Here is a 15944-nt window from a genome sequence, read left to right on the forward strand (position 1 = left end):
TGCCGAACTTACTTTTATCTGATGTAAACATAATGCGAAGATGTTCTTAGTTAAAGGACGAGAATAAGGAGTGTATAGGGTTTACCTGATATGGATAGATGGGACCGAATACGAAGAAAAGAAGGCTTGTTATGCTAACCAAAACAGCTTTAATATGATCCAAGAATAATGAAAATAGAGAAGGCTTTTTACCTTCTCCATTTTTTTTACTTCAAAAATTGGAGTTCAGTAATCGTGCATCTTTTCCTGAATTTATATTTTCCGCTCAAATCACTGAATTGATAATCATTGAGGGCTTTTTCCAGCTGTTCTTTTAGCATATCCTCCGTGATGGGTACACCCACCACATCTTTCCAGTTTTCTTTTCCGATTAACTCTTCGAATGGAATGGTAGTTAGGACTTCATCATAAATCTGGATGCTTTGATCGATGCCGAAGCTGCCATATATACTGCCATTTTCATCAGCAAAAATATGCTCCGATTCCAGTTCTTCCACAAATACTTCTAGATATTCCTTTGACTTGACAGGCTTGATGGCAATCTCTGCTTCCGCCCTTACAGGCCCAAATCTCTTATCGACGATCTCTATCGTCATTTGGACGTGAAAGGAAGGGTACATTACCTCAATCCCATCACAAAGTTCCGCTGCCGAATTAAATACCATCTGAACACCCTCCTTTTATTTACTATCATTATATAATATAATACTTCATTGCCTTACTAATAACCCTTATTCAAGATCACTTAGCATCTTTGCTTTTTTGAAGATCAACTCATCTTTTTCCCTATCATAATAATAGATTTTGAATGTTTCATCTCCGCTTAAATCTGTACTGCCAGTCAACACGCCAAAAAGTCCATTTCCCATCGACCATATTGGAATAACTGGCCTGAGGATACACATTATACCCTCCATCATTCATAGGATCAATCGTCACATTCCCGGATCCACCTGAAACAAAAGCAACGATAATAGTCAAGAAAATCAGTGTAATCCTGATATTCTTCAGTTCACGCGCATAATGATCATTCATCTTTTTTCACCTTTTTTATACGATATCCATAATATAACAATAATTTCAATCTATTTGTGTCCCTAATAAAAAAGCCCATGCAGATCGATGCATTGTTTTTTAAAATCACCTTCCCATTAGGAGTTTAGCACCAATCAATGAATTCATCTTCGTGACCATAAAAGATTTGATAAGCTTCATCCTTTTGCTGAAGTTTCGGATCTTCTACTTGTTTTACCTATATGTCTTTTGCACCTTGAAAAGTTACAGCCTTCATAATCAACCTCCTAAGGTATTCTTGATATAACCGCCAACAAAGTTTACTAAGCCTATGAACACTTAATTCTCCCAAGGATTAATTGCCCTTCATTAAGTTGAATCCGGTTCATATAAAAAAAGCCCCGGAAAACCGGGGCTCACCTATGAAACACCTATTTAGTAACCTTATAAATTCACATTGTCATTGTGCTTTTCATGCTTATACTCTCTAAGAACCTCGTTAAATACATCGGGATAATTCGTAAACAGCCCCGTTGCACCCCATTCTAGAGCTTTTTTCATGTCCGCTCTTTCATTTACTGTATAGGGATGGAATTGAAGGTCATGATTTCGAACCATCTTCACATATTGTCCGTCCACCTTATTGAAGTTCGGACCCACTCCAATGGCATATTCATTAATGGATTCCAATTCTTCATCAGAAATGGTTGCTTGGTTCTTATAAGAAAAAAGCTGCACAAGCGGTAAATTTGGATTCATGTCATGAACCTTCAAAAGGCTTTCTTGACTGAACGATTGTATAAGTACATTTTTGGTACGGCCTTTTGAATCCACCATTTTATTTTCTTTCAGAACTTGCAGAAGTTCTTCTTCCATTCCTGGATATACATCAGGAGACTTTGTTTCAATATAGTAATTGGCCTGCCTGCCGAATTTCATAAAGACTTCTTCAAGAGTGGGTACCGTTACCCCTTCATATTTCTTTTTTGCCAATTGCGGATATTTTTCATTGAACCATGTACCGGCATCGAGTTTTTTGATTTCTGCCAGAGTTAAGTCTTTCACTAGACCTGTACCATTCGTTGTACGATCCACCTTTTCATCATGCATCGCTATCAATCTTCCATCCTTTGTCATCTGAAGATCGATTTCTATGTAGTCACCTTTCATTTGTTCTCCCAATTGATATGCGGGTATGGTATGTTCAGGAGCATAACCGGAAGCTCCTCGATGTGCGATATTCACAATTTTCTTCTCATAAATAGATGAATTCGAATGATCTTCATTTGCTGCTGAGGTCCCCATGGAAGTAGCCTGCAATATAAAAGCCGCACTCATCATGCATAAACCGAATTTCTTTATATTCGTTTTCATTTTCCCCTATCCCCTTCCTATTATTACCACCATTTTAGAAGGGGAATGTGAATCTACAGCAAATATAGTGTAAAGAAATAATATATTAGTTAAAATGGGTAAAAACCCCCATGAAACAAATTACTTGCAAGTCCTTCGTGTAGTTCGTTATGCTCAATCCAATTCCATGAACCCATTCCATTCGCCTCCCCATCATCCATATCTGCTTGATCTGGAAGGATTTGTTACATATGTTGACAAGATCTATTTTTTTCTGATTTACAAAAAACTAGTATCAGATTACTATTAAACAAACAGAATATTTATATTAAGGGGAATTATGTTAAAAAATTATCAATATTATCAAAACAAACACCGATTTATACTGAAGGCATTCATGGCAATGATATCCTTTTTACTATTAGTTGGGATTTCCATATCACCTATAAGTTGGAAAGATAACCCCTACGATATGACATTTCAGGTCATTTTAATATCGGGGATGATAATCTCTCTGTTGTTTTTCTTAAAAACAGAAGTCAATTTCTATAAAACCCTATTCATTTCTTTAATTACTGTTTATATATATAGCAAATTCTGGATTTTTCCAGATACCGCAATTATGCTGGCTTTTTTTGCTATAGCACCCTTGATTCCCATTTTTCTCTTTGATAAAATCGGATTTTATATTGTCGCCACTTTAAATATCATATTAGGTCCTGCTTCCATCTTGATCATTTCGCAAACGGATCTTAAATACACTTATGAGTATGTTTCTTTGGATAGTTTCGGCAATACGATTAATTTCATCGCTATACAAATCATATTGGTATTTGTGTTCATAGGAACCAACAATAGGATGGAATCCACTAATGCATTCCATAAGGAGATCCAACAGGCCAAGCAATTGAACTCAGTCGGTCAGCTAGCAGCCACCATTGCACATGAGATACGAAATCCCATTACAGTCGTGAAGGGGTTTGCCCAGTTATTAGATCAAGAGAAGGAACTGAATGAGACGGAAAAATTTTATGTGCAGACCATGCTTACAGAACTTGAATATACACAAGTGATAATCAATGACTATTTGTCTTTGGCAAAACCGCAAACGGATAATATTCAGGTCATTCCTTTAAATTATGAAATCCAAAAGATTTCCGATCTATTATCCAGTTTCGCCAATAATCGAAACATAGGCTTTCAACTTGATTTCCGTGATGACCTACAAATCAATATGAATCCGATCGAGCTTAAACAGATACTGGTCAATATCATGAAAAATGGAATTGAGTCGATGAACAATCCCGGTTTCATCAAGGTGGAAACAGAGAAGGAACGCACTATGGCAAAAATCCGAATAACGGATACAGGAATAGGTCTTTCCAAAGAACAGCTTGAAATACTCGGCACCCCATTCTATTCGCTTAAAGATAGGGGAACTGGTATCGGCCTGACCGTTTGTTATTCCATCGTTCAAAAATACAAAGGGAAAATCGTGGTGCAGAGCGAATTGAACAAAGGAACATCCTTCACTATTTATTTGCCCTTACATAGAGAAATAGATTAAACATACATTACCAAACAAGAAAAAGGATGACCTCCCAAAACCGGGCGGTCATCCTTTTCAATTAGGCTTTAAAACTATCTTGCCATTTCAGTAAATGATTTTCTAATAAGCGGACAAACGAATCGGAGATTTTGCCAGCGAGGGCAAAAATGATGATGCCTACGAATACGACGTCCGTTTGCATGAATGAACGGGCATCCTGGATCATGAAGCCCACTCCTCTATCCGCACCCAATAATTCAGCTACGACCAGGCACATCCAAGCAGCACTTAAGGCTAAACGGATACCAAGCAATATGTTCGGTAAAGCTGCCGGAATCATCAGCTTCGTTATTTGCTCCAGACGGCCAAACTCTAAGATTCGGGCAACATCGTATAGTTTTTTATCCACATTCCGAAGGCCCAAAAAGGTTTGTAAATATAGAGGAAAAAAAGCACCTAAAGCAATAAGCAGCACTTTGGATAGTTCACCAAACCCGAACCACATAATGAATAAAGGGGTAATCGCAAGTAATGGAACTGTTCGTAACATTTGAATGCTTGGGTTAAGATATTCTTCGGATTTTTTTTGCATGCCAACGATGACTCCTAGCAATAAGCCTAAAAAACCACCTAATGCAAAGCCAAGAAGAGCCCGCGTTAAACTGATTTGTAAATGCATGCCCATTTCCCCTGACTGAACGAGATCAATGAAAGTCGTGACGATCAATAAAGGTGATGAGAATAATTGGGCAGGCAGGATGCCAACCGAACCTAATGATTGCCATGCAATCAACACGACAACGGGAAGGAACGAACCCCGCAATGCTGATTTGGCAAGTTTGGATTGTTTTTTCGTTTTCCTTATGACAAGCGGCTTGTTTTGAGCAACGGTCTCTGTAGACATATTTTTCATCCTTCCTTTTTTCAAAAATTAATTAAATGCTCCAATCTTCCCTTTCTTCAGGATGATGATCAAGTTGGGTTAAAATGACGGTCCTGAATTCCTGAAACGCTTTGCTTGTTCGTTTTCTTGGATATGGTAAATCAATTGGAACGATAGCTTTAATCCGTCCAGGCTTTGCCTCCATGACTACCACTTTGCTCGATAAAAAGATGGATTCATCAATATCATGGGTGACAAGCACCATCGTTGTCATATTCTTCTCCCATATTTCTAGCAAAGCCTCTTGAAGATGCGTTCGCGTGAAAGCATCCAATGCACCGAATGGCTCATCCAGCAATAAAACTTCAGGATTACGTAATAAGGCCCTCGCAATGGCAACACGCTGCGACATTCCACCGGATAATTGGCGTGGATATCCCTTTTCAAATCCTTTTAGCTTAACAAGTGAAATTAAATCATCCACCCTTTTTCTAATGTCCGGTTTTTTTAATGGAAGGTTACCTGCAATATTTTTCTCAACGTTTAGCCATGGAAATAAGCGGTGCTCCTGAAAAATGAAACCACGGTCTTTAGAAGGGGCGCTAACCGCATGATCACCTGCAATGATCTCGCCGTCAAAGTCTGAATCAAGTCCTGCGATCAGCTTTAATAATGTGCTTTTCCCGCATCCACTCGGACCAATGATGGTGACGAACTCACCATTTTTGACGCTCAGATTTAAATTATCCAAAACATGGACACTTTCATTATCATTCTTAAATGTTTTGCTTACATGATTAATTTCTAACGTCGCTACCAATATCCTCACCCTTTCTCAAATAAAAAAAATAGAGATCCAGCAATAAGGCACATATTGTCCCTTTGCTGAATCTCTAGTTAACTAGTCGATTCAATATTTCATTTTATATTAACTTATCGATTATTTATAATCAACAAATAATACCAATTTATTTTATCGGATTAATCAAAAAATAATTGACAGATTATTCTAACAGCTGTTAAGATGCATTCATACACAAATCCGCATCACAAAAAACCAATTAAAGGTCATGTGAATCAACTGGACTACCGGAGATTCAATGAAGAGTACCCCGACATACTCTTCGTTGAATCTCTTTTTTTTATTAATCTGACTATCCAGATGTGGTAAGTGTAATAAAAAAGGAGGGAATTCATGAAGGAATATCGTAACAAGTTAACTGCAGTATTACTTGCCATCATTAGCATTGCTGTATTGGCAGGTTGTAATTCCGATGCCGGCAAAGCTTCGGGGAAAAGCGATCCACTTAAAGTTCATATTGCCTTAAATGGCAAGATGGGGCCATTGGTCATTGCAAAGGAAAAGGGATTATTCGACGAAGAGTTTTCTAAACTGGATGCCCAAATCGTGTGGAGTGAATTCCCGAGTGGCCCCCCGCTTTTGGAATCCCTCGCTTCCAATCGGGTCGACCTATCTTTTTTAGGGGATGGTGCACTGATTGCCGGAATTGATAAGAATCTGCCATTTGAAGTGATTGCACAAACAGGTCGAGGTGAGTCATCTGTCCGGATCCTGGCTCAGCCAGAAGGTGACATAAAGCAAATTGAAGACTTAAAGGGAAAAACGGTCGGTGTTGCCTCCGGGACAACAGGTCATGTTTATTTAATCAAGGCATTGAAAGCACATGGTTTAACGACTGATGATATTAAACTCATCAATTTACAACCGGATGATGCTCAATCCGCTTTTGAAACCAAACAATTGGACGCCTGGGCGATATGGAACCCTTATTACCTTAATAATATTGAAAAAGGGAATGCAGTCGCACTTAATGTAAAGGGAAAAATATTGGCTCCCGGTGCAATCATTGCACGTAACGGATTTGCAAAAGCACATCCAGAAATTGTAGAGGCCTATTTAAAGGTTTATAAAAAAGCTGCCGATTGGCAAATTGAAAATCCAGATGAAGCATCTGAAATTTATTCCAAAGAAACTAAATTGCCTGTGAGCACAGTCAGGACAATAATAACGGCCGAAGAACCAAATATCTTCTTTACCGAAGATGCCATCAAAGCACAACAAGAATCAATCAATACTTTAGCTGGTGTGGGTTATATCAAGAAATCATTTAATTTTAAAAACCAGATCCACAATGAATACATTGATGAAGCCTTTAAAAAATAAAAAAACATACCTTACAGGAGGAGATTGATTATGACGGAAACTAAAACACAACAATTAAAAGTGGTACCCGTAACAGGAAGAATTGGAGCGGAAATTCAAGGTGTCCAATTAAGCGGAGCCTTGGATTTAGCTATTTTAAGTGAAATCAAACAAGCGTTAAACGATCATAAAGTCGTATTCTTCAAAGGTCAAAACCATTTGGACGATGCCACCCAAGAAGCATTTGCAAAACTATTGGGTGAACCTTATGCACATCCTACAGTACCGGTCAAAGACAATACTAACTATATCTTCGAACTTGATTCCGAACGAGGTGCTAAAGCAAACCATTGGCATACTGATGTCACTTTTGTACCAGAAGTTCCTAAATACTCTGTTTTAAGAGGTGTAACCATCCCTGATGTTGGCGGGGATACAGTTTGGGCAAATACCAATAAAGCATATGAGGACCTGCCGGATGGATTGAAGAAATTAGCGGATGGACTATGGGCGATCCATACAAATGAATATGATTATGCACAATTCAAACCAGCCGAAAACATTGATGATGAGGTTAAAAAGAAATATCGTGATATATTCGAATCGACCATTTATAAAACAAGGCACCCAGTCGTTCATGTGCACGCAGAAACCGGAAAAAGGCATTTGTTATTAGGTGGCTTTGCTGGAAGAGTGGAAGGATATACAACAAGTGAATCTGAAAGATTATTAAGTATCTTCGATTCATACGTCACTCGCTTAGAAAATACCGTGCGTTGGCAATGGAGTGAAGGGGACGTGGTCATTTGGGATAACCTAGCCACGCAGCATTACGCTATTGCCGATTACGGGGATCAGCACCGCGTCGTTCGCAGGGTCACAGTAGGTAAAGACGTACCCGTAAACAAGGAGAACGAGTCAAGCAAACTTGTTATTAAGAAATAAAACTCCTGTATGGAGTGAAAAATTCCATTGCTTGACTTCCCCATAAGCGAATGACTGAGTTGAATGGTAAACACTCAAACCTCCTGAGGAACTGGCCTTATTGCAGGAGGTTTAAGTGTTTTCTTTATTGAACAGGTCTTATCAACTCGCCCTCTGATATATTCAATACTTCCCTGCAAATGGCCTCACTTAAAATTCACTTCAATGAATTCAATCTCTTCTGCCGCACTTAATGTGCCATGGGCTTTTCCAACGGTGCCTTCTTTGGCTTTCCAAAAGAAGTTATGGTCCTGAACGATCGTGCTAAAATTAAAGTCCCCCCACCTGGCAGCAATGCCGAGCAATCTATCTCTATACTGAAAATCACTTAAATCCACTATTTTATAAACCTCTTCTATAATCTTAGGGGACATTGGTATAGCTCCCCATTTATCTTGCGATCGAACTTTTTGATGAGTCATTTTATGCATGACGTCCATGACTTCCGTTTCGGTTGAGTCTTCATCAAGTCCTGTTTCAAATTCAATCCCAGCATATATCGCTGTTTTCGCTTCAAGTTCCGCCGCTTTAGCTTTCGCTTCCCTTTGGGCTGTGATTTTAACATCCTCTCTTTCTCTTTCAATTTGTTCTTTGGTTTCCCTGGCTTCGATCTCCAGTTGTGCTTTTTCGTAATGATTGGAGTTTTCCATGATTTTAAAGGAAGCAATCCCCAACCCGAATAATGCCACAACAAAGATTCCACTAATAAGTAAAACCTTTTGCGTTTTCTTCATTGAAACTTCCTCAAGATATTGATAATGTTAGATAATATTTATTTTAACATATTAAATGGATGGACTATCCAGAAAAGGAAGACATCCAAAATCCTTTTCTCAGCCCTTTTCAAAAAGAATTTCAGTAGTTTCAGATTTCAATAGTCACCCTTGGCACCCTTCTATTTTTTCACACATATGGAATGGTGGTCATATCTCTTCTTCCTCCTAACAATAATATTGGCTATGCGGCCATTGAGATGAAGCTAAATTAGTGGATCCAAAAAGTATTGGAACGAGGTATGGGGATTTGTAAATAAATATATGGAGTAATGTCGAAGGTAAAAAAGAAGCTGCCGATATAGATATCGACAGTTTCTTTTCGTTTTCATCCAGCTTATTTTTGAGTTTACTGATGGCGTTTTTATCAGGATTACTTATCCTGAACGATTATTTCATCGATTATACCGTAATCCTTCGCCTCTATTGCGCTTAAGAAGTAATCACGATCTGTGTCCTTCGCCACCTTTTCGATAGGCTGCCCAGTCCTTTCCGAGATGATTTGATTGATATGATCCTTTAGTTTCAAAATCCTTCGGGCAGAAATTTCAATTTCCGTGGCTTGCCCCCTCGCCCCACCAAGCGGTTGATGAAGCATGATTTCACTATTTGGCAAAGCGCACCTTTTCCCTTTCGTACCCGCCAATAAAAGCATGGCACCGAATGATGCAGCCATCCCCGTACATACAGTCCGGATATCAGGCTTAATATATTGCATCGTATCATAAATGGCGAAACCGGCACTGGTCGATCCCCCTGGACTGTTTATGAAGATGGTAATTTCCTTCTCAGGTGCATCTGCTGCCAAGAATAACAATTGGGCAACCACACTATTGGCTAAATGATCGGTGATTTCTTCCCCAATCATGATGATACGGTCTTTTAGAAGTCTGGAATAAATATCATACGAGCGCTCACCCTTGCCTGATTGCTCAATTACATATGGAATGGTGGTCATATCTCTTCTTCCTCCTAACAATAATATTGGCTATGCGGCCATTGAGAGTGTGTTTGAAGGAGTGAAGCTTGATTTGGAAAGAATCGAACGATTCATCAGTTTAGGAATCATCGATTCACTGTTCAGGGATTTGAAAGATGGAATGCTTCTAATGAGGATATCAGGATTCTGGGCTTTTAAAGCCTGTGTCATCAGGGACATGAGCCGCTGTTCCTCCTCATCCTGCCAATCTTCCACACAAGACAACTTGCGCTCTTCAACGTCATCGTCAAAACGCTTTTTCACACGGTTCAAGATTGCCTTTACAGCCGTTTCCGTGGTGTTCAAATAATCTGAGATTTCTTTTGACCGATAGAGGAATCCTTCCTTTAACAGGAACACAACGGCTTGTTTCGGGGTAAGTGACTTTATTATATATTCAACCGTTTCAAAGGCATTTTCCCCAACTGATCCCTGTTGTTCGGTATCCAACAGTTCGTCTAATGATTCTTTTTTCCTTTTTCGTATCGTATCAATCCAGGAATGGCGGGCTATCGTCTTCAATAAAGCCGTTGTTATCTCGGTTTTCTTTCCATAGCCCTGCATTGCCTTCAATACCGTTTCCTGTGCCAAATCATCCCCATCCCAATTATTTTGGGTCAGGAATCGGCAAAACCGAAGCAATTCAGGATAGACTTCACGCAAAATCGCATCGTTATCCTTTTCTTCAGAAATATCTTCCCTTAACTTATTTATCATTTTTCTCACTCCTTCAACACCCTCTACCCTATAAACGTTTCAGAAAGAGAAAAAGATATGGGGGTGGAAAATTTTCCTTCATTCTTCATTATATTCTATTCCATTTTTTCCATTGGATTTCCTTTCATACTAAAAACCTGTTTGATTAAGATCCAAACAGGTTAGTTTCAATGTTCTATATGCAACAAATAGGCCTCCCCCGCTTGTACCCGTTCGTCACCAATCATTTCAGCAAAGACTTATTTTCCAAAACACTTCAAATTCCCCGTTAATTCCGCTCCGTTCCATTAAGCCAACCAGCCAAATCTTTGGATGTCCCCCCGCTCACGATAATATTCAGTCAATATGTCCTTATCTTTGCGCTAAACCCCGACGTCCCGGATATCCTTGTTGTCCTGAATTTCAAATTTACGGGTGATCCATAGGAACTCTGATGCTATTCCAAGTGTTCAATGCATTCAACCGTATATTCGCTAGGTTCCATAACGTTTTCTTCAATACCAAACCAACTGGAGGCGCGACTCTCATTAGCGCTATCTTTACAATAGTTCACCAAAGAACCTGCTGGCATTTCTTCTTGATCGCTCATCTCTTCAAAATTAACTGATTGCTCGTTATGACTCCCGCTGTCTGTCTTTTCATTCTCCAAGTCTGCGAACATGAACATACAGTAAAAAACCGCAACCATAATTGCCATAGTAAACAACCTTGACATTAAAGGCAGTAACTTTTTCAATATAACTAAACCTCTCTTCATGGTGGTTTCCCAATCCTGCTGTTAAAGCATAATAAATTCAGAATGAATGAATGAATTAATTCATCTATTAAATATCCATCAAAACATCAGTTTAGAAAAATATTCCTATAGACTCATTATATCAAGTTCCAGAAGTTTTTAATGCCATTATTCAACCTTAATACGAATAAACAACTAAAATACTTCGAACCCTTAAAAGTGGACAGTCCAAAAAATATCAGTATACACCTCACATTGACTTCCATCCTTTTCAAGTGTTACTCTTAAATTAATAAAAAGTATACATTCAAAACACTGATTCCATTAGCGCGAAATAAGGGTGATCTCATTTGCCAAAAGAACATTTAATTGACGTTCAACCTATCAGGTCATTGGAAAAATTAAATGATATGAAATGGTCACTGAAGAGACATTGCAGCGAGAGAGACTACATATTGTTCTTGTTAGGCATCAATACAGGCTTGCGTGTGTCTGATTTATTATCGCTGAAGATAAAGGACATTAAAGGTAAGATGGAGGTCATCATCAAGGAAGGCAAAACAAAAAAGCCAAGAATAATACAACTTAATAATGTATGTAATGAATTGGCAGCCTATATAGCCACCATCGATGGTGAATGGCTATTCCCCTCACGCAAGGGCGATAAGCCAATTAGCAAGATACAAGCCTACAGACAGCTTAATAAAGCAGCGGACATGGTGGACATCGAGGGCGTTGGTACCCATACCATGAGGAAAACGTATGGGTACTGGCACTATAAACGAAGTAAGGACCTTGCTGAGTTACAAATGATCCTTAATCATTCACATCCTAAAATTACACTTAAGTACATTGGGATTGCTGATGAAGGAACAGAGGACAGCTTTAATGATATTATGGGAGGACGGAAGAAATGTCACTGACTGAATACAATTCAAAATATGAATATATCATTCGAAGCAATATTTCCGATAGGCAAAAGGCATTGAAATTAGCTGATTTAATGACCGATATGGAAGGCCACCTAAGAAATGACATCGGGGAACATCGGAATAAAGAGGTACATGCATTATATAAAAAAGTATCTCTCCTATCCAACTTGTTATGATCACCTTAAGACCCTTGCCATATGTGCAGAGGTCCTTTTTTTGCCGTGAAAGTGAGTGATTTGTTTCTCAGGTAACCATGAATGTCTTGCAAATTCGGGCAATGTCCCCGGGGATGATTTGCTTTCCCGTCAACAAATCTTTCCCATTCATGGCCAGCACACAGCCTATCCTCGCCAAATCCTGACTGTCCATTTCATTGGCACACTGCTTCGAGTACAATTCGATTAAGTCCTCCACATTCTCAATAGTGGGATTTTGCATCAATTCTCGGATAAAATCTAAAATAAGCCTGAATCGTTCATTCACACTGTCACCTGCAATCATGTGGGTCACAGTCAATGCTCCTGCATTGATCATCGGGTTTAACGGCTTGGATGGCTTGTTTGTCTCTAACTTGGTAATCGAATTAAAATGGTCACCAGTAGGTTCTTTGCCTGCATAGGAAAACACATATTCCTCCCCTTTTTCCATTAATACAAGAGCAAGTGTCAAAACTTTCGATATGCTCTGCAGGGTCATTTTCCCACTTACATCCCCCGCACAATATCCTTTTCCGTCAGGATAGTATAACATCACAATAACACACTCCTACGCAGAACATGATTCTGAATTACTTTGGTCGTATTAAAGATAAAGATAAATAACAACATATACGGGCAACCGTCAATCAGTAAGACAGCTAAGCTAACGCCATGTAAAAAAATCAGGAGCAACTTCACTGTTCTTTAAAGAAGATTTAATTGAAAAAAGAAGGAATTAGACATGCTCAGACGGAAATATAGACCATACGAATATTATCGCATAAGCTTTCATATGTATTTCACACTTGATGGAAAGTAGGAAAAGCCATGGGAAAATCGAAGAGTTTACAAGAAATCTATAACGCCAACCGTCCAGAAAATAATGAACTTTTCCGAGCGATACAACAGCATCTACAAATGAAGCATCCAGACAAACGAATGACAGCTACGAGAACATTGCAAGTAATTGTGGCTGATAGTGTTTCATACGGAGAGCTGCGTAATGTGGAAGCACGCCTTCTTCACAGTCAATAAGGATCTGTTGTTTCATAAGCCCTTTGAAAATTTCAAACACAGAAAGGATCTCATCAATGAAAGAATTTTCTAAAAAAACTCTAAAACATTCGGCTTAATCGTGCCGCTTGTGACACTGGCTTTTTTTAAAATCAGCTATTTACTGAATGCTCTACCAGACCTAGCAATCTAGCTTAAATCAACATGTCACATGTAAGTTGGTTCGTTTCGTAAACTCAGCAACATTCATTCTTTCGCTTACTACGGTTCGGTGCAATGATTTTTGCCTTTGGAAAAGTCGCCTGTTTTATACAGATCTATTTTCATCTGGTGAGCAAAAATGCTTAACAGCTAAAGATTGACAATACTTTTATGGTGACTCATACTTGAAGTATCTTAATGACAGAATATTGAGAATGATGGAGGGGTAATTATGAATAAAATTTTCGTTCCTAACGCAATCGCCACTTTAACAAGACTTTTCTACAGTTCAACTACACAGAATGAGTATTTAGCGATGCGAACCGCTCAATTCTACATTGAAGACCTGAAGTTACTACAAGACGTGGAAGCTGTTGCCCTGGCAATTGAAAATCAAAATGCTTTCGCTTTAATGTCTAAATTTAAATTATTTGATTATAAGGCTGCTGAAGAAATTGAAATTGCACTATCCTCTGCTGGCTATACGGAAGCAGAACTAAATGTTATGAATATTGAAATCTGAAATCATTGGCCAATCATTACTTTCGGAACGAATGGTAGAGTTAGCGCTCTTTGACCCATTCGTTTTTATTTTTACCGTAACACAGAAAACGCTCCCTAAACTATCGCTGTTAAAATAAATTATGAATGAATACTCTGACGTGTGATGCCTAAGCGTATGAAATGAAATCCTAACGCCCTTAATCTCAGATAATAGACCGTAATGTTTTATTGGTTTTGTATGATCCTTTGTTTTAATTCTCCTTCATCTTGATTGATGAATAACTTGTCAATGATGGGCAGCACTTTTTAAAATAAGTTTTTGTCTGACGAATCAGCACGGAATTATCTTTCGCACCAGTTACTTCTATCCCTGCTTGATAATAAATTTTCCCCTTATACTCATTGCATACTACCCTCGCACATTATTTGTACATTTTTTGTAGTGGGTGAAAACACAAAAAAGCTTCACACAATTAAGTGTGAAGCTTGATGTAATAGCGTTTATTCGCTATTGGTGATACCGGTGGCCGGGGTCGAACCGGCACTCCAGAGGAACACGATTTTGAGTCGTGCGCGTCTGCCAATTCCGCCACACCGGCATGTATGTTGGAGGCGGCAACCGGAATCGAACCGGTGGTAAAGGTTTTGCAGACCTCTGCCTTACCGCTTGGCTATGCCGCCAACGTTTTTGGAGCGAAAGACGGGATTCGAACCCGCGACCCCAACCTTGGCAAGGTTGTATTCTACCACTGAACTACTTTCGCATATGGCTGGGCTAGAAGGGATCGAACCTTCGCATGACGGAATCAAAATCCGTTGCCTTACCGCTTGGCTATAGCCCATTAACGTTGTATTCATTATACCATGATTTGTTAAAAAATGGGGCGACTGATGGGAATCGAACCCACGAATGCCTGAACCACAATCAGGTGCGTTAACCACTTCGCCACAACCGCCATTATAAGATTTAAATTGGCAGGGGTAGTAGGACTCGAACCCACACTGGAGGTTTTGGAGACCTCTGTTCTACCTTTAAACTATACCCCTGTAAGATGGTGGAGGGGGGCAGATTCGAACTGCCGAACCCTAAGGAGCGGATTTACAGTCCGCCGCGTTTAGCCACTTCGCTACCCCTCCGCATATGGATGAAACATGGTGCCGGCAAGAGGACTTGAACCCCCAACCTACTGATTACAAGTCAGTTGCTCTACCAGTTGAGCTACACCGGCACTACTATGGTGGCTCAGGACGGAATCGAACCGCCGACACAAGGATTTTCAGTCCTTTGCTCTACCGACTGAGCTACTGAGCCAAGCAATAAAAATGGCGGTCCCGACGGGAATCGAACCCGCGATCTCCTGCGTGACAGGCAGGCATGTTAACCGCTACACCACGGGACCATAGATTGCGGGGACAGGATTTGAACCTGCGACCTTCGGGTTATGAGCCCGACGAGCTACCGGACTGCTCCACCCCGCGACGTTAATAATGTTGCTATTATGCATCAGGTTTTCGTGTTGAGTGTTTCAATGGGATGAATAATCAATCCATTATGTAGAAACAACCTGATTTTATTGAAACTGATTTTATTGAAAATGGTGGAGGATGACGGGATCGAACCGCCGACCCTCTGCTTGTAAGGCAGATGCTCTCCCAGCTGAGCTAATCCTCCAATATGTTGTCTAAATGGTGACCCGTACGGGATTCGAACCCGTGTTACCGCCGTGAAAGGGCGGTGTCTTAACCGCTTGACCAACGGGCCAGTTGTAAAATGGCGGAGAGCAAGGGATTTGAACCCTTGAGACAGGGTTACCCGTCTACACGATTTCCAATCGTGCTCCTTCGGCCACTCGGACAGCTCTCCAATAATGGCTCCGCAGGTAGGACTCGAACCTACGACCGTTCGGTTAACAGCCGAATGCTCTACCACTGAGCTACTGCGGA

At 39.8% G+C, this 15944-nt stretch carries 16 protein-coding genes, 15 tRNA genes and 1 pseudogene; 7 read left to right on the forward strand and 25 right to left on the reverse strand.

From position 1 onward, the window contains the following. Nucleotides 1-206 precede the first annotated feature (206 nt). From ACFX4L_RS12260 to ACFX4L_RS12270, 3 genes are all read right to left on the reverse strand, one after another. The gene (locus tag ACFX4L_RS12260; protein ID WP_377405292.1) at nt 207-665 is read right to left on the reverse strand and encodes a hypothetical protein; all 459 of its coding nucleotides are present in this window, start codon (nt 663-665) and stop codon (nt 207-209) included. Between the two features lie 148 nt (nt 666-813). Beyond that, nucleotides 814-1035 carry a hypothetical protein gene (locus tag ACFX4L_RS12265; protein ID WP_284471707.1) on the reverse strand — a complete coding sequence of 74 codons (222 nt, stop codon included), beginning with the start codon at nt 1033-1035 and terminating at the stop codon, nt 814-816. 423 nt (nt 1036-1458) lie between these two features. Beyond that, complete coding sequence (locus tag ACFX4L_RS12270; protein ID WP_377384318.1) at nt 1459-2388, reverse strand: glycerophosphodiester phosphodiesterase; 930 nt, start codon at nt 2386-2388, stop codon at nt 1459-1461. A 319-nt stretch (nt 2389-2707) separates the two neighbouring features. On the opposite strand from ACFX4L_RS12270, the gene ACFX4L_RS12275 reads away from it, so the two are divergent. Then, entirely contained in the window at nt 2708-3934 is a 1227-nt protein-coding gene (locus ACFX4L_RS12275) for an ATP-binding protein (RefSeq protein ID WP_317777736.1), read from the forward strand. 61 nt (nt 3935-3995) lie between these two features. Here ACFX4L_RS12275 and ACFX4L_RS12280 read toward each other — a convergent pair whose 3' ends face one another. Both ACFX4L_RS12280 and ACFX4L_RS12285 read right to left on the reverse strand, forming a co-directional pair. Next, nucleotides 3996-4829: an ABC transporter permease gene (locus tag ACFX4L_RS12280; RefSeq protein WP_377384322.1), complete on the reverse strand. Its 834-nt coding sequence runs from the start codon at nt 4827-4829 to the stop codon at nt 3996-3998. Between the two features lie 22 nt (nt 4830-4851). Further along, entirely contained in the window at nt 4852-5622 is a 771-nt protein-coding gene (locus tag ACFX4L_RS12285; RefSeq protein ID WP_377384337.1) for an ABC transporter ATP-binding protein, read from the reverse strand. A 372-nt stretch (nt 5623-5994) separates the two neighbouring features. On the opposite strand from ACFX4L_RS12285, the gene ACFX4L_RS12290 reads away from it, so the two are divergent. Further along, on the forward strand, nt 5995-6984 hold the full coding sequence (locus ACFX4L_RS12290; protein ID WP_377384324.1) for an aliphatic sulfonate ABC transporter substrate-binding protein: 990 nt from the start codon (nt 5995-5997) through the stop codon (nt 6982-6984). A 30-nt stretch (nt 6985-7014) separates the two neighbouring features. After that, the gene (locus ACFX4L_RS12295; protein WP_377384326.1) at nt 7015-7908 is read left to right on the forward strand and encodes a TauD/TfdA dioxygenase family protein; all 894 of its coding nucleotides are present in this window, start codon (nt 7015-7017) and stop codon (nt 7906-7908) included. A 185-nt stretch (nt 7909-8093) separates the two neighbouring features. On the opposite strand, the gene ACFX4L_RS12300 is transcribed toward ACFX4L_RS12295, so the two are convergent. The 4 genes from ACFX4L_RS12300 to ACFX4L_RS12315 all read right to left on the reverse strand — a co-directional run bounded on the left by ACFX4L_RS12300 (nt 8094) and on the right by ACFX4L_RS12315 (nt 11113). Further along, nucleotides 8094-8681, reverse strand: coding sequence for a DUF6241 domain-containing protein (locus ACFX4L_RS12300; RefSeq protein ID WP_377384328.1), 588 nt, complete (start codon nt 8679-8681; stop codon nt 8094-8096). Between the two features lie 412 nt (nt 8682-9093). Further along, a complete protein-coding gene (gene clpP / locus ACFX4L_RS12305) occupies nt 9094-9678 on the reverse strand; it encodes an ATP-dependent Clp endopeptidase proteolytic subunit ClpP (protein ID WP_061461763.1) in 585 nt (194 codons plus the stop codon). Nucleotides 9679-9708: 30 nt separating this feature from the next. Next, nucleotides 9709-10416 (reverse strand): sigma-70 family RNA polymerase sigma factor, encoded by a 708-nt coding sequence (locus ACFX4L_RS12310; RefSeq protein ID WP_377384330.1) that lies wholly within the window; start codon nt 10414-10416, stop codon nt 9709-9711. Nucleotides 10417-10852: 436 nt separating this feature from the next. Further along, nucleotides 10853-11113: a hypothetical protein gene (locus tag ACFX4L_RS12315; RefSeq protein ID WP_089363497.1), complete on the reverse strand. Its 261-nt coding sequence runs from the start codon at nt 11111-11113 to the stop codon at nt 10853-10855. 449 nt (nt 11114-11562) lie between these two features. Between ACFX4L_RS12315 and ACFX4L_RS12320 the strand changes: the two genes are divergently transcribed. Continuing rightward, nucleotides 11563-12075, forward strand: a complete 513-nt coding sequence (locus tag ACFX4L_RS12320; protein ID WP_284472125.1) for a tyrosine-type recombinase/integrase — start codon at nt 11563-11565, stop codon at nt 12073-12075. Further along, the gene (locus ACFX4L_RS12325; protein ID WP_377384332.1) at nt 12066-12260 is read left to right on the forward strand and encodes a hypothetical protein; all 195 of its coding nucleotides are present in this window, start codon (nt 12066-12068) and stop codon (nt 12258-12260) included. Before ACFX4L_RS12320 ends, ACFX4L_RS12325 begins: the two co-directional genes overlap by 10 nt. 70 nt (nt 12261-12330) lie before the next feature. Here the strand turns inward: ACFX4L_RS12325 and ACFX4L_RS12330 are convergent. Next, nucleotides 12331-12837 (reverse strand): annotated as a pseudogene (locus ACFX4L_RS12330) (glutaminase); the annotation flags it as partial. Between the two features lie 272 nt (nt 12838-13109). On the opposite strand from ACFX4L_RS12330, the gene ACFX4L_RS12335 reads away from it, so the two are divergent. After that, a complete protein-coding gene (locus tag ACFX4L_RS12335; RefSeq protein ID WP_284471714.1) occupies nt 13110-13316 on the forward strand; it encodes a hypothetical protein in 207 nt (68 codons plus the stop codon). A gap of 412 nt (nt 13317-13728) precedes the next feature. Then, nucleotides 13729-14019 carry a hypothetical protein gene (locus tag ACFX4L_RS12340; protein WP_061461756.1) on the forward strand — a complete coding sequence of 97 codons (291 nt, stop codon included), beginning with the start codon at nt 13729-13731 and terminating at the stop codon, nt 14017-14019. A gap of 499 nt (nt 14020-14518) precedes the next feature. Here ACFX4L_RS12340 and ACFX4L_RS12345 read toward each other — a convergent pair. The 15 genes from ACFX4L_RS12345 to ACFX4L_RS12415 form a co-directional block, all read right to left on the reverse strand. Next, nucleotides 14519-14599 (reverse strand) — tRNA-Leu (locus ACFX4L_RS12345). 8 nt (nt 14600-14607) lie between these two features. Beyond that, nucleotides 14608-14681 (reverse strand) — tRNA-Cys (locus ACFX4L_RS12350). A gap of 8 nt (nt 14682-14689) precedes the next feature. Then, nucleotides 14690-14764: transfer RNA gene (locus tag ACFX4L_RS12355), tRNA-Gly, on the reverse strand. Nucleotides 14765-14767: 3 nt separating this feature from the next. Then, nucleotides 14768-14842, reverse strand: a tRNA-Gln gene (locus tag ACFX4L_RS12360). A 38-nt stretch (nt 14843-14880) separates the two neighbouring features. Beyond that, nucleotides 14881-14956, reverse strand: a tRNA-His gene (locus tag ACFX4L_RS12365). 17 nt (nt 14957-14973) lie between these two features. Continuing rightward, nucleotides 14974-15047, reverse strand: a tRNA-Trp gene (locus tag ACFX4L_RS12370). A gap of 6 nt (nt 15048-15053) precedes the next feature. Beyond that, a tRNA-Tyr gene (locus ACFX4L_RS12375) sits at nt 15054-15137 on the reverse strand. Between the two features lie 16 nt (nt 15138-15153). Then, nucleotides 15154-15229, reverse strand: a tRNA-Thr gene (locus ACFX4L_RS12380). Between the two features lie 7 nt (nt 15230-15236). After that, nucleotides 15237-15312, reverse strand: a tRNA-Phe gene (locus ACFX4L_RS12385). A 12-nt stretch (nt 15313-15324) separates the two neighbouring features. After that, nucleotides 15325-15400: transfer RNA gene (locus ACFX4L_RS12390), tRNA-Asp, on the reverse strand. Between the two features lie 5 nt (nt 15401-15405). Further along, a tRNA-Met gene (locus ACFX4L_RS12395) sits at nt 15406-15479 on the reverse strand. Between the two features lie 117 nt (nt 15480-15596). Then, a tRNA-Val gene (locus ACFX4L_RS12400) sits at nt 15597-15672 on the reverse strand. A 15-nt stretch (nt 15673-15687) separates the two neighbouring features. After that, a tRNA-Glu gene (locus tag ACFX4L_RS12405) sits at nt 15688-15762 on the reverse strand. Nucleotides 15763-15772: 10 nt separating this feature from the next. Further along, a tRNA-Ser gene (locus ACFX4L_RS12410) sits at nt 15773-15864 on the reverse strand. Nucleotides 15865-15869: 5 nt separating this feature from the next. Continuing rightward, nucleotides 15870-15944 (reverse strand) — tRNA-Asn (locus ACFX4L_RS12415).

Source organism: Peribacillus sp. YIM B13482 (assembly GCF_042787975.1).
In the GTDB taxonomy this organism is placed as follows: domain Bacteria; phylum Bacillota; class Bacilli; order Bacillales; family DSM-1321; genus Peribacillus; species Peribacillus simplex_A.

Excerpts from the sequence above, each read along its gene's own strand:
- ACFX4L_RS12260 (WP_377405292.1), bottom strand. The coding sequence starts at position 665 with ATGGTATTTAATTCGGCAGCGGAACTTTGTGATGGGATTGAGGTAATG.
- ACFX4L_RS12265 (WP_284471707.1), bottom strand. The coding sequence starts at position 1,035 with ATGAATGATCATTATGCGCGTGAACTGAAGAATATCAGGATTACACTG.
- ACFX4L_RS12270 (WP_377384318.1), bottom strand. The coding sequence starts at position 2,388 with ATGAAAACGAATATAAAGAAATTCGGTTTATGCATGATGAGTGCGGCT.
- ACFX4L_RS12275 (WP_317777736.1), top strand. The coding sequence starts at position 2,708 with ATGTTAAAAAATTATCAATATTATCAAAACAAACACCGATTTATACTG.
- ACFX4L_RS12280 (WP_377384322.1), bottom strand. The coding sequence starts at position 4,829 with ATGAAAAATATGTCTACAGAGACCGTTGCTCAAAACAAGCCGCTTGTC.
- ACFX4L_RS12290 (WP_377384324.1), top strand. The coding sequence starts at position 5,995 with ATGAAGGAATATCGTAACAAGTTAACTGCAGTATTACTTGCCATCATT.
- ACFX4L_RS12295 (WP_377384326.1), top strand. The coding sequence starts at position 7,015 with ATGACGGAAACTAAAACACAACAATTAAAAGTGGTACCCGTAACAGGA.
- ACFX4L_RS12300 (WP_377384328.1), bottom strand. The coding sequence starts at position 8,681 with ATGAAGAAAACGCAAAAGGTTTTACTTATTAGTGGAATCTTTGTTGTG.
- clpP (WP_061461763.1), bottom strand. The coding sequence starts at position 9,678 with ATGACCACCATTCCATATGTAATTGAGCAATCAGGCAAGGGTGAGCGC.
- ACFX4L_RS12310 (WP_377384330.1), bottom strand. The coding sequence starts at position 10,416 with ATGATAAATAAGTTAAGGGAAGATATTTCTGAAGAAAAGGATAACGAT.
- ACFX4L_RS12315 (WP_089363497.1), bottom strand. The coding sequence starts at position 11,113 with ATGGCAATTATGGTTGCGGTTTTTTACTGTATGTTCATGTTCGCAGAC.
- ACFX4L_RS12320 (WP_284472125.1), top strand. The coding sequence starts at position 11,563 with ATGAAATGGTCACTGAAGAGACATTGCAGCGAGAGAGACTACATATTG.
- ACFX4L_RS12325 (WP_377384332.1), top strand. The coding sequence starts at position 12,066 with ATGTCACTGACTGAATACAATTCAAAATATGAATATATCATTCGAAGC.
- ACFX4L_RS12335 (WP_284471714.1), top strand. The coding sequence starts at position 13,110 with ATGGGAAAATCGAAGAGTTTACAAGAAATCTATAACGCCAACCGTCCA.
- ACFX4L_RS12340 (WP_061461756.1), top strand. The coding sequence starts at position 13,729 with ATGAATAAAATTTTCGTTCCTAACGCAATCGCCACTTTAACAAGACTT.